11 protein-coding genes are annotated in these 14,761 nt (G+C 63.3%); 8 read left to right on the top strand and 3 right to left on the bottom strand.

All coding sequences use genetic code 11. The features are described from left to right. Positions 1 to 1,034 (bottom strand): transglycosylase domain-containing protein (locus VKM35_RS11410; RefSeq protein WP_324321142.1); only part of this gene is annotated, 1,034 nt, incomplete at its 3' end. A gap of 243 nt (positions 1,035 to 1,277) precedes the next feature. Here VKM35_RS11410 and VKM35_RS11405 point away from each other — a divergent pair. The 8 genes from VKM35_RS11405 to tkt all read left to right on the top strand — a co-directional run bounded on the left by VKM35_RS11405 (position 1,278) and on the right by tkt (position 11,463). Beyond that, the gene (locus tag VKM35_RS11405) at positions 1,278 to 2,336 is read left to right on the top strand and encodes a pilus assembly protein PilM (protein ID WP_324321141.1); all 1,059 of its coding nucleotides are present in this window, start codon (positions 1,278 to 1,280) and stop codon (positions 2,334 to 2,336) included. Next, entirely contained in the window at positions 2,336 to 3,091 is a 756-nt protein-coding gene (locus VKM35_RS11400; RefSeq protein ID WP_324321140.1) for a PilN domain-containing protein, read from the top strand. The genes VKM35_RS11405 and VKM35_RS11400 overlap by 1 nt, the downstream gene beginning before the upstream one ends. Continuing rightward, positions 3,088 to 3,783 (top strand): type 4a pilus biogenesis protein PilO, encoded by a 696-nt coding sequence (locus tag VKM35_RS11395; RefSeq protein ID WP_324321139.1) that lies wholly within the window; start codon positions 3,088 to 3,090, stop codon positions 3,781 to 3,783. Before VKM35_RS11400 ends, VKM35_RS11395 begins: the two co-directional genes overlap by 4 nt. Position 3,784: 1 nt before the next feature. After that, on the top strand, positions 3,785 to 4,312 hold the full coding sequence (locus VKM35_RS11390; protein WP_414636640.1) for a pilus assembly protein PilP: 528 nt from the start codon (positions 3,785 to 3,787) through the stop codon (positions 4,310 to 4,312). Positions 4,313 to 4,336: 24 nt separating this feature from the next. Continuing rightward, the gene (pilQ, locus tag VKM35_RS11385; protein WP_414636641.1) at positions 4,337 to 6,538 is read left to right on the top strand and encodes a type IV pilus secretin PilQ; all 2,202 of its coding nucleotides are present in this window, start codon (positions 4,337 to 4,339) and stop codon (positions 6,536 to 6,538) included. A gap of 84 nt (positions 6,539 to 6,622) precedes the next feature. Next, positions 6,623 to 7,777, top strand: a complete 1,155-nt coding sequence (locus tag VKM35_RS11380) for an EAL domain-containing protein (protein WP_324321137.1) — start codon at positions 6,623 to 6,625, stop codon at positions 7,775 to 7,777. A 263-nt stretch (positions 7,778 to 8,040) separates the two neighbouring features. Continuing rightward, positions 8,041 to 9,354, top strand: coding sequence for a dicarboxylate/amino acid:cation symporter (locus VKM35_RS11375; protein WP_324321136.1), 1,314 nt, complete (start codon positions 8,041 to 8,043; stop codon positions 9,352 to 9,354). 105 nt (positions 9,355 to 9,459) lie between these two features. Continuing rightward, positions 9,460 to 11,463 (top strand): transketolase, encoded by a 2,004-nt coding sequence (gene tkt, locus VKM35_RS11370; protein WP_324321135.1) that lies wholly within the window; start codon positions 9,460 to 9,462, stop codon positions 11,461 to 11,463. Between the two features lie 342 nt (positions 11,464 to 11,805). Here tkt and VKM35_RS11365 read toward each other — a convergent pair whose 3' ends face one another. Together VKM35_RS11365 and VKM35_RS11360 are read right to left on the bottom strand one after the other, a co-directional pair. Then, complete coding sequence (locus VKM35_RS11365; protein WP_324321134.1) at positions 11,806 to 13,749, bottom strand: acetyl-CoA hydrolase/transferase C-terminal domain-containing protein; 1,944 nt, start codon at positions 13,747 to 13,749, stop codon at positions 11,806 to 11,808. A gap of 73 nt (positions 13,750 to 13,822) precedes the next feature. Continuing rightward, positions 13,823 to 14,686 (bottom strand): MBL fold metallo-hydrolase, encoded by an 864-nt coding sequence (locus VKM35_RS11360; RefSeq protein WP_324321133.1) that lies wholly within the window; start codon positions 14,684 to 14,686, stop codon positions 13,823 to 13,825. Positions 14,687 to 14,761: the final 75 nt, after the last annotated feature.

Here is a 14,761-nt window from a genome sequence, read left to right as displayed (position 1 = left end):
ATCTTCAGGCGTGAACGCAACGCGACCGCATCTTCATCGGCGCCGACTTCCAAGTGGGCTTCCGGCGCACGCCAGCCATGACGGCGGTCGTACTCGATCAGACCGTTGCGCACGGCGGTGGCGGCGGCGAGCTGGTCGACGCTGGAAACCGTGGTGTAGACGCGGAAACCGCTGGTTTCGGATTCGTCGCCGTAGCGCTCTTGCATGCTGCGGCGAACCATCTCGGCCAGATACGGCGCGTCCATCTCGACCTTGGGCTCGTGCGGACTGGCGTGACTGGGTTCGGCCTGCGCGGCCTGACGCTCGGCGGCGGTGATGAAGCCCACTTCCTGCATGCGTTGCAGGACGTAATCGCGACGTTGCAGCGCACGTTCCGGGTTGATGATCGGATTGCCGCTGGATGGGAACTTGGGCAGCGCAGCCAGCGATGCGGTCTCGGCCAGGGTCAGCTGATCGAGCTTTTTGCCGTAGTAATACTCGGCTGCCGCGGCCACGCCATAAGCGCGATTGCCGAAGAAAATCTTGTTCAAGTACAGCTCGAGGATCTGATCCTTGGTCAGCTCGCGCTCCATCTTCAGCGCCAGTGCCATTTCCATGAGCTTGCGGCTGTAGCTGTACTCGGTGCTGAGGAAGAAATTGCGCGCCACCTGCTGGGTGATCGTGCTGCCGCCGGGGACGCGGGTGTTGCTGGTCGTGGCCAACAGCCAGACTGCCCGACCAATTCCTTTGTAATCAAGGCCTTGGTGTTGATAAAAGCGAGCGTCCTCGATCGCGATGAAAGCCTGCTTCACGTGCAGCGGGATCTGGTCGATCTTGGCTGGATAGCGGCGGGTTTCGCCGAATTGGGCGATCAGTTTTTCATCGCGGCTGTAGACGCTGAGCGGAACTTGCAGCGCCACATGACGTAATTCCTCGATGTCGGGAATACGCGGTGCGATCAGCAAATAAAGGGCTCCGGCGGCCAAAACCGCCAACAGAAAAAGCACCGCACCGAGCAGTGCCAGGCGTCGCAACCAACGGGTGATACGGGCCATCCAGGGCCTCTCCGGCGTTTACATCGGGCGGGGCGCAGAGTATAGAACGAGGGCAGGTCGGCGGTGATGCGGCCGGACAGGCGTGAAAACTGCGTAGACAGCGGGGTGGACGGGCGGAATCGGGGGTGCGGCAGGGGGTCTCCCGACCGATTTGGTGGGGGGGCATTGCCATTTCGGAAAATTTCGTTATTAATGTAACGGCGCACGAATAGCGTGTAAGCGCCCGTGGCAAGGGGAGAAACCGTGGGTCTTTTCGGAAATACCAAGACACCGCTGGTCGGCGTGGACATCAGTTCCACCGCCGTCAAGCTGCTTCAGCTCACTGAGAGCGGCGGACGCTATCGCGTCGAGCATTACGCCGTCGAACCCCTGCCGCCCAATGCGGTGGTGGAGAAGAACATCGTCGAGGTCGAGGCGGTTGGCGAGGCGATAAAACGCGCCGTTGCCCGCTCCGGCACCCGCGCCAAGCACGCGGCGGCGGCGGTCTCCGGCTCCGCGGTCATCACCAAGATCATCCCCATGCAGGGCGATCTGGACGATGACTCGATGGAAGACCAGGTTCAGCTCGAAGCCTCCAACTACATCCCGTACCCGATCGACGAAGTCAGTCTCGACTTCGAGATCCTCGGGCCGGTACCCAACAATACCGACATGGTCCAGGTGCTTCTGGCCGCGTCGCGCGCCGAGAACGTCGAGATCCGCCAGTCGGCGCTCGAGCTTGGCGGGATCACCGCCAAGGTGATCGACGTCGAAGCTTTCGCGATGGAAAACGCCTTCAAGCTGGTCGCTGACCAGTTGTCGGTGCCGCGCGATGCGATCGTCGCGCTGGTCGACATCGGCGCCACCATGACCACGCTGAATGTGCTGCGCAGTCAGCGCAGCATCTACACGCGCGAGCAGGTCTTCGGCGGCAAGCAGCTCACCGACGAAGTCATGCGCCGCTATGGCCTGAGCTACGACGAAGCCGGTGCCGCCAAGCGCCAGGGCGGTTTGCCGGAAAGCTACGAAGTCGAAGTGCTCGAGCCGTTCAAGGAAGCGCTTGTCCAGCAGGTAAGCCGTTTGCTGCAGTTCTTCTACGCCGGCAGCGATTTCAACCGCGTCGATCAGGTGGTTCTTGCGGGCGGCTGCGCGTCGATCGCCGGCATCGCCAACCTGGTGGAAGAGCAGATCGGCGTACCGACTGTCATCGCCAACCCACTGGCCAACATGGCGCTCGGACCTCGCGTCCAGGCCCATGCGCTGGCCCAGGATGCGCCCGCGCTGATGATTGCGTGTGGCCTGGCCCTGAGGAGCTTCGACTGATGGCCAGAATCAATCTATTGCCATGGCGCGCAGAGCGCCGGAAAGCGCGGTTGCAGGAGTTCTACACCCTGCTGGGCTTTGCAGCCTTGGTTGCAGCGATGATCAGCGTCCTGATCGTTTTCTACTACAGCGGCCAGGTCGAAGGTCAGAACAACCGCAACACCTATCTTCAGAACCAGATCACCGAAGTAGACAAGCAGATCGCCGAGATCGCCGAACTCGACAAGAAGAAGGCGCGACTGCTCAAGCGCAAGGAAGTCATCGAGCAGTTGCAGTCGAGTCGTTCGCAGATGGTGCATCTGTTTGACGAACTCGTCCGCACGATTCCCGATGGCCTGCGTCTCAACACGATCCAGCAAAACGGCGACCAGCTCACGCTGGAAGGCTATGCGCAATCAAATGCTCGCGTCAGTACCTACATGCGCAACCTGCAGGCCTCCGGCTGGATGACTCAGCCCGATCTGACGGTGATCGAAGCCAAGGGTACGGACAAGGGGCTTCCCTACAACTTCTCCCTGAAAGTGGTCCTGACCACGCCGGATGCCGCGAATGCGGCTGCGGCAGGTACGACACCTGATGCTGCCGCTGCAGGAGCTCCCGCTGCATCCGCATCGGCGGCGAAGCCTGCGCCTGCGACAGTGCCGGCTTCGGTGCCCTCTGCTCCGGCGATGACTCCGACACCGACACCCACCGCGCCTGGCGGAGCGGCTGCGAAGCCCGCCCCGGCCGCGCCTGCCCCGGGAGGATCCCCGTGAGCAAGAAAGTCGATCTACGCACTCTCGACACGAGCAACCCAGCTTCGTGGCCGTTCGCTATCAAGATTGCCGCCTGCACCCTGTTGGGGCTGGTGATCATCGGCGTCTGCTGGTACTTCTTCGTTGCCGACAAACGGACCGAGCTCGAAGGTCTGGAAGCACATGAAGTACAGCTGCGCGATGAGTTCCAAGGCAAGCAAGGCCGTGCCGCGAACCTCGAACCGCTCAAGCAGCAGCTCGCGCAGATGGAACTGATGCTGCAGCAGATGCTGCGTCAACTGCCCAGCAAGAACGAGATGCCCGACCTGATCGTCGACGTGTCCCAGACCGCGCTGGCTAGTGGCATCAACAACGAGTTGTTCCAGCCCGGCGCCGAGACCAACAAGGAGTTCTACGCCGAGAAGCCGATCACGCTGCGCATGGTGGGTACCTATCACCAGTTCGGCGCTTTCGTGAGCGGCGTGGCTTCGCTGCCACGCGTGGTCATCATGACCATGCACGACATATCGCTGAAGCCGCGCGGCGGCGCCAACGACACGCTGGAGTTGTCGGGTACGGTGAAAACCTACCGTTACCTCGACGATGCAGAAGTGGCAGAACAGGAAGCGGCCGCGAAAGCGGCAGCTGGCGGCGCACCTGCTGCGGCTGCTCCGGCACCCGCGCCTACGCCCGCAACCGGGGGAGCTAAGTGACATGACGAAATCACGGCTCAAATCCGTTGCCCGGAACTCGCTGCTGCTCGCCTGTGCATGCATCGCATTGACCGGCTGCACCCGCAGCTCGAAAGACCTGGAAGCCTGGGTCGCGGAAGTGAAGGCACGCCCGGCACCGCCGCTCGACCCACTGCCGGTCATGAAGCAGTTCGAGACATTTGAATACAACGCCCAGGGCATGCGCGATCCATTCAGCGCCCCGATCCCCGACAAGAACGCTGGCAATGGCCTGCGTCCCGATCCGGACCGGCGCAAGGAATCCCTCGAGGCGTACCCGCTCGACAGCTTGAACATGGTGGGAACCATTGGTTCCGGTCAAGCGCTCGTCGGCTTGGTCATGGCACCCGACAAGGTGACGTACCGAGTAAGGCCGGGCAACTACCTGGGGCAGAGCGACGGCCGTATCACTGCGATCTACGAGGATCGCATCGAGATGGTCGAACTGGTACCGGACGGGGCAGGCGGCTGGCTTGAACGCCAGGCCAAAATTGCCCTTGAAGACAATTGATTGGGGGATAGCACGATGACCGCAATGAAACAGATCGGCGAAAGCAGGGGCATCATGCACGCCCTCGGATTGAGAGCGCTGACCTTGGGGCTTCTGCTAGTCAGCAGTGCCGCACTGGCAGACAACGTCCTGCAGGACGTGCGCTATGCCGCGGCGCCAGGGGGCAAAGTCGACATCACCCTGCAGTTCGCCAACCCGGTCGGGGAGGTCCAGGCATTCACGACGGATAGTCCGCCGCGCATTGCGATCGACTTGCCCAACACCAGCAATGGCTTGAGCACGCGTCGGATCGCCATCGGCAGCGGTGCCACTTCGGCAGTCTCCGCCGCTGAGGCAGGCGGACGTACCCGGGTCGTGGTCGATCTGTTCCGTCCCGCCGGCTACACGACACGCAGCTCCGGCAACTTGCTGGTAATGACGGTCGATGCCGGCAGCGTCCAGGGCACCGCCAGCGCCGCGATGGCCAACAAGGCCGACCCGGGCAAGCGCGTCGCCAGTTCGATCGCGGTTTCCAACATCGACTTCAAGCGTGGCGACAATGGTTCCGGCCGCATCATCCTCAAGTTCAACGGTGAGGGCGCAGCGGCAGACATGCACGCCGAGGGCAACCAGATCGTGGTCGACGTCAGCAATGCGCAGATCCCGGAAAATCTTCGTCGCCGTCTCGATGTCACCGACTTTGCAACTCCGGTACAGAGCGTCGAGCCCAAAGCCAACGCCGGTAGCGCTCGCTTGGTGATCAACACCAACGGCAGCTACGAGACGATGGCCTACCAGACCGGCAACGAATACGTGCTGGAAATTTCCCCGAAACGCGGCAGCGTCATCGGTGCTGCCGGACGTGCGGCTGGTGCGGTGAATTCGGCTGGCGGCACGCAGCGTTACGCCGGCAAGCCGGTAACGTTCAACTTCCAGGATGTGCCGGTGCGTACGGTCCTGCAGCTGATCGCCGAAGAGTCCAACCTCAACATCGTTGCTTCCGACACGGTGCAGGGCAACGTGACCCTGCGTCTGATCAATGTTCCTTGGGACCAGGCGCTGGAAATCGTCCTGCGCGCCCGTTCGCTGGACAAGCGCCGTGACGGCAACGTCGTCTGGGTTGCCCCGCAGAAAGAGCTGTCCGACTTCGAGCAGGCGCGTGAAGACGCGCGCATCGCCATCGAAACCCGCCAGGAGCTGGTCAGCGAATACATCGCCATCAACTACGGCAACGCCGAAGACATCGCCAAGCTGCTGACAGAAAACAGCAAGCAGGGCTCCGGTGGCGGCGGCGCGGGTGGCCAGGCACTGTCCCGCGGTTTCCTGTCCCCGCGCGGCAGCGTCAGCTTCGACAACCGCACCAATACGTTGCTGGTGATCGATATCCCGAAGAAGATCCAGGAAATCAAGGATCTGCTCAAGACGCTCGACCGCCCGGTTGACCAGGTGCTGATCGAAGCCCGAGTGGTCATCGCCGACGAAACCTTTGCCCGCGATCTGGGCGCACGGTTTGGCGTGAGCAACCCGGACCTCAACAGAAATTCGATCTCCAACGTCAGCGGCAGCATCGAGGCCAACCAGGCCACCATCAATTCCTTCGCCGACGCTGCCAACGATACGACTGGCACGAAGATCCCGAAGATCACCGATGGCTTCCTGACCAACCTCGCGGTTCCCAACGCCGCCGGTTCGATCGCGTTCTCGCTGCTGCGTGCCAGCAGCCTGCTCGATCTGGAATTCTCCGCGCTCGAAACCGAAGGCCGTGGCGAGATCATCTCCAATCCGCGCGTCATCACCAGCAATCAGCGCGAGGCGATCATCCGCCAGGGCGATGAAATCGGTTATGTGACGACCACGGTTGCGCAGGGCGTTTCGCAGCAGACCGTCGCCTTCAAGGAAGCGCTGCTCGAGCTCAAGGTGACCCCGACCATCACTCAGGATGGCCGCGTCTACCTGGTGCTGGCACTGAAGAAGGACGACGTGAAGAGCTTCGTCAACACCAATTCCGGTGGCGTGCCGTCGCTGACCAAGCGTGAAATCAGCACCGCGGTGCTGGTCGACAATGGTCAGACCGTGGTCATCGGTGGTGTCTACGAGTTCAAGAACCGCGACGACGTGACCAAGGTGCCATGGCTTGGCGACGTTCCCTTCCTTGGCAACATGTTCCGCAAGAAGGGTAAGTCGCACAGCAAGGCCGAGCTCCTGATTTTCGTCACGCCGCGCGTCTTGGCAGTGCCGCATCACTGATCCGGTCATGAAAAATGTTTTTCCACGGGGCCGCATTCGCGGCCCTGTGTTTTTTCAGGTCGCGACTTCGATGGGCAAGGTTCCGTGAGTTCGTTGCGTATCCATTTCAGCGCCGGTGAACGCATCTTTTCCGAGGGCGATTCGCCCACGACCGCGTTCCTGATCGAGGTTGGCGAGGTCGAGATCAGTACCGTGCAGCGCGGTCGACGGATAGTCCTCAGTCATCTCACCTCTGGCGATCTGCTCGGCGAAATGGCCGTGATCGATGACGCGCCACGCACCGCCACGGCGATCGCGATCAGCGACTGCATGCTGTTTCCTATCGATCGTGCGCAGATCACCGAGCGCTTCTCGAAGACGGACCCGATCATCCGCTCCCTGCTTGAGGGCCAGCTCAAGCGCTATCGCGGCGCGTTGGCGGCGATGCAGGGCAGGGAAGAGGTGCACGGCGACGATACGCCCTCCGAACAACTCGGCATCGGAAAAATCCGTCTCGAGACGCATTTGCGGGAAGCGCTCGCCAGCGATGGTCTCGACGTCCGCTATCAGCCGCTGCTGCACGTCGCCAGCGGAAAGATCGCCGGCTACGAGGCGCTGGTGCGCTGGACGCATCCGGAACGCGGACCGGTGTCGCCGATGGAATTCGTCGCGCTGGCCGAGGAAACCTCGCTGATCGTGCCGATCGGCGAATACGTGTTCGATACCGCCTGCAAGGCCGTGAGCCGTCTCATCGCCTCCGGCGCCGATCCCAAGCCGTTCATCGCCGTCAACGTTTCCGCGCGTCAGCTCGGGCATCCGGGTCTGATCGAGCGCATCGTCGCGCGCGTCGATGCCGCCGGCCTGCCGCGCGGCAGTCTCAAGGTCGAGATCACCGAAAGCCAGGCGCTTGACTACGTCGTGGTCGCCGGCGTCATCGATCTCTGCCACCGCCACGGCATCCAGGTCGCGCTGGATGACTTCGGCACCGGTTACTCGCACCTCGCGCATCTGCACCATCTGGCGTTCGATACGCTGAAGGTCGACCAGGCGTTCTCGCGCGTCATGCTCACCGATCCGCGCGCGATGGCGATCGTCGAGGCCATCGTGCGCATGGCCAAGGCGCTGGGCGCCGACATCGTGGTCGAAGGCATCGAGACCGAGGAAATGCTCTCGGCATTGCGAGTGTTGGGCTGCGACTACGGCCAGGGTTACCTGATCGGCAAGCCGCAGACACTGGACGAATTGCTGGCGGCTCGTTGAGGCCATTCCGGCGGCGACAACGCGAGGCTGGTGTATGCTCGCCGAGGTTTTCGCCAGACCAGGATGTAACCCGGATCAGCGGTCGAAGCCGCAGGAGCGACGTCAGCCGCGACATGCTTCGTGCCGATCGGGCAGGCTCAATCGCAAAGACGGCAAAATAAATTGAGTGGAATCCCGGCGGCAATCGGGCGCTCCACCGCACTTCAATCAATCGACGCGATTCCCCCGGCGCCAGTCATCGCGCCCTGATTCCGGAGCAGAAAATGACCCAGCCCGCCGCCGCAACGCCGCCTTCGAAAGGCCTGCCCCTGCACATCAAGGTGTTGCTCGGTTTCGTGCTCGGTGGCGCGATCGGCCTGCTGATCAACACGCTGCAGCTGCAGGATGCGACGCTGGTCACCGGCTTCACTACCTACTTCGCCAAACCGTTCGGGCAGATCTTTCTCAATTTGCTGTTCATGCTGGTGGTGCCGTTGATGTTCTCGGCGCTGGTGCTGGGCGTGGCGGAACTCGGCGATATCGCCAGCCTCGGCCGGCTCGGCTGGAAAACGCTGAGTTACACGGCCGTCGTTACCGGCATCGCCGTCGCGATCGGTCTGCTCATGGTCAACCTGGTGCAGCCGGGTCATCACCTCGATCCGCAACTGGTCGCACAGGCGATGGCGCAGTACGCGAGCAAGGCCAGCGACATCGCCAGCAAAGGTCATGAGCTGAATTTCATCGAGCTGCTGATCAACATCGTGCCGCACAACGTGATCGCCGCAGCGGTGGACGACAAACAGAAACTTGGCGTGGTTTTCTTCGCGCTGATGTTCGGCATCGGTCTGGTCATGACGCCGAGCCCGGCGACGGCGGCGTTCAAGCAGATGCTGCAGGGCCTGTTCGAAGTCTGCATGAAGCTGATCGGCATGGTGATCAAGCTCGCCCCGTATGCGGTCGCCTGTTTCATGTTCACGCTTGGCGCGACCTTGGGCATCGAAGCGTTCAAGGGCCTGTTCTTCTTCGTGCTCACCGTGCTGCTCGCGCTGGGCCTGCACATGTTCGTGGTGCTGCCGTTGTGGGTGCGGACGATGGGCGGGATGTCGCCGCTGACGTTCTTCCGCGGCAGTCAGGAGGCCGTCCTGACTGCGTTCGCGACCGCGTCCTCCGCGGCGACGCTGCCAGTGACGCTGCGCGTGGCCGAAGAGAACCTCAATCTGCCGCGCAAGGTGTCGCGCTTCGTGCTCACTGTTGGCGCTTCGGCAAACCATCACGGCACCGCGCTGTTCGAGGGCGTCACCGTGCTGTTTCTTGCCCAGGTCGCAGGACTGCATCTGCCGCTGACGCAGCAGATCATGGTCTTGTGCCTGTGCATCCTTGGCGGCATCGGCACCGCCGGCATTCCGTCGGGCTCCCTGCCGGTGATCGCGATGATCTGCGGCATCATTGGTCTCGATCCCGCCGGTATCGCGATCATTCTTGGCGTCAACACCTTCCTGGACATGTGCCGGACCGCGCTGAATGTCACTGGCGACCTGGCTACGGCCGTGGTCGTCTCGCACCGCACGCGCGACGACGAAACCGCGGTCCTCGGCTAACACTCCGGCGCGGCGCTAACAAGCGCGACAGCCGGGCCGGCATCAGGGAAAATAGGCCGCCCAGGTCACCGGGCGCCTCGACTCCCACTCCGAGCACCGCCCGCCATGCCGACGCCCAGCCGCCGCGACCTAGCCAACGCCATCCGCTTCCTCGCCGTCGACGCCGTCGAGCAGGCCAAGTGCGGCCATCCCGGCATGCCGATGGGCATGGCCGACATCGCCGAGGTGCTCTGGAACGATTTCCTGCGCCACAACCCGAACAATCCGAAGTGGTTCAATCGCGATCGCTTCGTGCTCTCCAACGGCCATGGCTCGATGCTGCAGTACGCGCTGCTGCATCTGTCGGGCTACGACCTGCCGATCGAAGAGATCCGCAATTTCCGTCAGCTGCATTCGAAAACCGCCGGCCATCCCGAACGCCATGAAACACCCGGCGTCGAAACCACCACCGGCCCACTGGGCCAGGGTCTCGCCAATGCCGTCGGTTTCGCGCTCGCGGAAAAATTGTTGGCGCAGCGCTTCAATCGCCCCGAACACGCCATCGTCGATCACCACACCTGGGTCTTCCTTGGCGATGGCTGCCTCATGGAAGGCATCTCGCACGAAGTCGCTTCGCTGGCCGGCACCTGGGGCCTGGGCAAGCTGATCTGCTTCTGGGACGACAACAAGATTTCCATCGACGGCAACACCGACGGCTGGTTTACCGACGATACCGCCGCGCGCTTCGAGGCCTACGGCTGGCAGGTGATCCGCAAAGTCGACGGCCACGATCCGGTCGAGATCGCGCAGGCGATCAAGACCGCGCAGGCCGAGACGAGTCGCCCGACGCTGATCTGCTGCCGCACGGTGATCGGTTTCGGCGCGCCCAACAAGCAGGGCAAGGAATCGGCGCATGGCGCACCGCTGGGCAAGGACGAAGTCGCCGCCGCGCGTGCGCAATTGAACTGGCCGTATGCGCCGTTCGAAATTCCGCAGGAAATTTCCGATGGCTGGCGTGCCGGCAATACCGGCCTGGTGCGCGAGGAAGAATGGAACCGCCAGTTCGATGCTTATGCCGCGCATTATCCGGCCGAAGCCGACGAACTCGTGCGTCGTTCGCACGGCGAGCTGCCCGCGGATTTCGCCGATATCGCCAAAACATATATCGCCAAGCTGCAGGCCGAAGGCCCGGTGGTCGCATCGCGCAAGGCCTCGCAGATGGCGATCGAGACGTTTGCCCCGCATCTGCCGGAGCTGATCGGCGGCTCCGCCGATCTCGCGCATTCCAACCTGACGCTATGGAAAGGCAGCAAGTCGGTGACGTCCAGCGACGCCAACGCCAACTACGTTTACTACGGCGTGCGCGAGTTCGGCATGAGCGCGATCAGCAACGGCCTCGCCCTGCACGGCGGCTTCCTGCCATACGATGCGACCTTCCTGGTGTTCTCGGATTATTCGCGCAACGCGCTGCGGATGTCGGCGTTGATCCCGGCGAACGTCGTGCATGTGTTCACGCACGACTCGATCGGCCTCGGCGAAGACGGCCCCACGCACCAGCCGGTCGAACATCTCGCCGCGCTGCGCTACATCCCCAACAACGAACTCTGGCGTCCCTGCGATGCCGTGGAATCGGCGGTGGCGTGGCAGCGCGGCATCGAGCGTCGCGACGGCCCGACCTGCCTGATCTTCAGCCGGCAGAATCTCGCGCACCAGGCGCGCAGCGATGCGCAGCTGGCCGACATCGCCCGCGGCGGTTATGTGTTGCACGAACCCGCTGGCGGCAAGTTCGACGTGATCCTGATCGGCACCGGCTCGGAAGTGGAGCTGGCGATGCAGGCGGCGCGGCAACTCGCCGATGAAGGCATCGCTGCGCGCGTGGTTTCGATGCCGTCGAGCAATCGCTTCGATCGCCAGCCGGCTGAGTGGCGCGAGTCGGTGCTGCCATCGGCCTGCCGCAAACGCGTCGCCGTCGAAGCGGGCGTTACCGATTTCTGGCGCAAGTACGTCGGCATCGACGGCGCGGTGATCGGTATCGACAGCTTCGGCGCCTCCGCACCGATCGACGCGCTGTACAAATATTTCGGCATCACCGTCGAAGCCGTGGTCGCGGCGGCAAAAGCGCAGCGCTGAGACCACGTCGTAGGAGCGGCGTAAGCCGCGCCGCTCCCGCCATTGCTTGCTCGCAGGTCTGGCGCGAAATCTCGTTTCCGCACTCGCGCCACCGGGGCCGACGAGGGTGATCCGTGCCGGTTCGGTCAGCACATCCTGTACTGACTCACCGTCGCAGGCCATCCCTGGCCTGCTCACGTTCACGCCCCATCGACCCCGGCGACGCTCGGACATTCCGATGTGACGACGCAAAGGTCAAAAGCTCTTCATCCCGCTGAGACGAATTTCTCAGGGCGCACCGGATGTGTACGGATACGCCAGAGAGATTTCGGCGAGATTGGCGGATCGCGACCAAGTCCGCTCCTACGAAGCAGTTTTTTGTAACGCCAACGCCAGCAGCCGTGCCTCCAGCCATTCAGCCGCGCCCTTGGGCGCGCCCAGCCCCATGCGCTGCATCGCCTCGGCATCGTCGCCTTTGCCCGCTGCCAATGCCTGCAATACCGCCCGTACTTTTCCGCCGCGCGTATTCGTCGTCGACTTCAACCAGCCCAACGCCTTCACCAGGCGTTGTTCGACCGCGGTGAAGTCGCTGCCCAGCGGATAGTCAGGCAGCAGACCTTCGTCGCGGAATGAACGCAGCGTCTGCGCCAGCATCGTGTCCGAATTGCGCGCATGGCTGATCGGCGGCGAATAGTCGCTCGCGAGTTTCAAGCCGGCTTTGGCATGCTGGATCAGCCCGGCCTGGAAACGCGCATCGGCGATCGCCAGCATGCGCCGCACGCAGTCTTCGTCCGAGGCATCGCGCAGGTCGGCGATGCCGTATTCGGTGATCGCGATATCGCGCAGGTGGCGCGGGATGGTGGTGTGGCCGTAATTCCACAGCACGTTGGAAGACATGTGGCCGTCGCGATTCTCGCGCAGCGCGCGGAACAGCAACACACTGCGGCCATCATGCAGCGCCTGCGCCATCGCCACGAAGTTGTATTGGCCGCCGACGCCGGAAACGACCGGACCGTTCTCCAGCGCATCGGACGTCGCGGCGCCGAGTACGGACATCATCATGCAGGTGTTGAAGAAGCGCGCGTCGCGGCGCTGCAAGCGCTCCAGTGTTTCGTTGCCGCCGTAGAGTTCGTTGATATGCGAGATGCGCGTCATGCCGACGCCGCGTCGCGCCGACTCGGGCAGTTCGCGCAACCAGCGATACAGATCGTGCGAGCCAAGATAGAAACCGCCATCGAGCCAGTGGCCTTCGGCTTCCAGCCGGGCCAGATCTTCGGCGGTCGCGGCATCGGCGTTGAGGCGCCGCATCGCTTCAACATCGTCGAGCACGCGGCGCTTCAGGATGCCGGCCTCGTACAAATGCATGAAACCGTCGTTGACCATTTCGCTGGCGCCGTACAGGCCTTGCGCGAACGGCGCGGTGCCGCCGAACTCGCGCACCAGTGTGCTGTCGGCCAGACCGGGTGAAAGCGCTGCGAGCAAACGCAGATAGTCGGCGTTGCGTTGATGGCGCAATGCGAGCGCATGGCAGAGCGCGTCCGACAACGAACCGATGCCGATCTGCAGCGTGCCGCCATCCTTCACCAAGGCACTGGCATACAGTCCGATCGCGAATTCGGCGTCGCTGACCGCGGCGCGCGGCAACGCGAACAATTGCGGCGCAGGGCCGGGAATCTCCAGCACGGCGTCGAAGAAATCTTCCGCGACCGCCGCGGTGCCGCCGATCCACGGAAGCGCGGGATCGATCTCTGCGATAAGAAATGGCTTTGGCAAACCGCGTCTGGCGATTTCATCAAGCAGATCGAAAGTCAGGTCAGGATTGCAGCTCAGGCTCAGGCGCGCGCCGCCGGGCTCGCGCGCAACCTTGTGTGCGATCACGTTGACGCCGCGTCCGGCCACCGCGCGCGCGACATGCGTGTAGTTGAGGCTGGTGTAGCTGCGCTGCGCCTGCTGCGAGCCAAGCAGCGAGCCCGATTGCAGATAGAACTCCTCGACGTGGATGTTCGCCGGCAGCGCGTCTTTCTTTTGTGCGATGGCGTAATCGAGCGCTTCGAAATCCTCGCCGAAATGCCGCGCGGCGAACGGCGCCAGAAAGCGTCGTTCCAATCCGGGCGCCGCTTTCGGCGGCGTCAGCGACAACGCGGTGTGGATGCCTAGCGTGTACGTGCTGTCCGCGGTGACATGCCGGTAAAGCGCGTTAATCAGCCGATGCGGTTTGCCCAGGCCCAGCGGCGCCGCCAGCACGATGTCCTTGCCGGTGTAGGCGAGCAGGGCGGCGACAGCCTCATCGAGTCGGGTCAGCGTCACGGTCTGCCTTCAGGTTGGTCGGGGGAGTCGGGCACAGCCAGTATCGCATGGTGAAATCGTTGCCAAAAAAGCGTCAGAGACGATTCACCGGAATCTTGAGATAGCGTTCGCCGTCGCCCTCGGGCGGCGGCAATTCGCCGGCGCGGATATTGACCTGCACCGCGGGCAGCAGCAGCGCCGGCACCGCCAGCGTGGCATCGCGTGCGCTGCGCAACGCAACGAATTCGCCTTCGCTGCGTTCGCCGCCGACATGGATGTTGTCGGCCTTCTGTTGCCCGATCGTGGTCTCGCAACGCAGCTCGCGGCCACCGGGTGCGTAGTCATGGCAGACGAACACGCGCGTCGTATCGGGCAACGCGAACAGGCGCTGGATCGAGCGATACAGCGTCGCGGCATCGCCGCCGGGAAAATCGCAGCGTGCCGTGCCGGCGTCGGGCAGGAACAGGCTGTCGCCCGGAAACAGAGCGTCGCCGATCAGATAGGCGATGCTGTCTTCGGTATGGCCCGGCACGGCGATCACGCGTGCGGCGATGCCACCGAGCTGGAATTCCTCATCGTCGGCGAAAAGGCGATCGAACTGCGAACCATCGCTGGCGAAATCCGCGCCTAGGTTGAACAGCGATTTGAAATGCGCCTGCACGCGCCCGATGCCGACGCCGATCGCGGTGCGTGCGCCGAGCTGCGATTTCAGCCACGCGGCTGCGGACAGATGGTCGGCATGCGCATGCGTTTCCAGAATCCAGCCGACGCGATAGCCGTTGCTGGCGACCACCTCGAGCAGATGCTGCGCCGATGCCGTGCCGGTGCGCCCGGACGCGGCGTCGTAGTCGAGCACGGGGTCGATGATCAGCGCGTCGCCGCTGTCGGCATCGGCGACGACATACGTCCATGTGCCGCTGCCGGCGTGATGTTGCGCGTGGACAGCGGGCGTGCGCATCGGCCGATTATTTCGCCGTCGGAGCCAGCGCGTAATTGATCATCGCGGCAAGGCGGCTGCCGGCCCGGCGCAGAC

The organism is Arenimonas sp. (genome assembly GCF_035312645.1).
Classification (GTDB): domain Bacteria; phylum Pseudomonadota; class Gammaproteobacteria; order Xanthomonadales; family Xanthomonadaceae; genus Arenimonas.
Note: the sequence above shows the minus strand (reverse complement) of the source record. Positions and strands in the feature narration are given on the sequence as shown.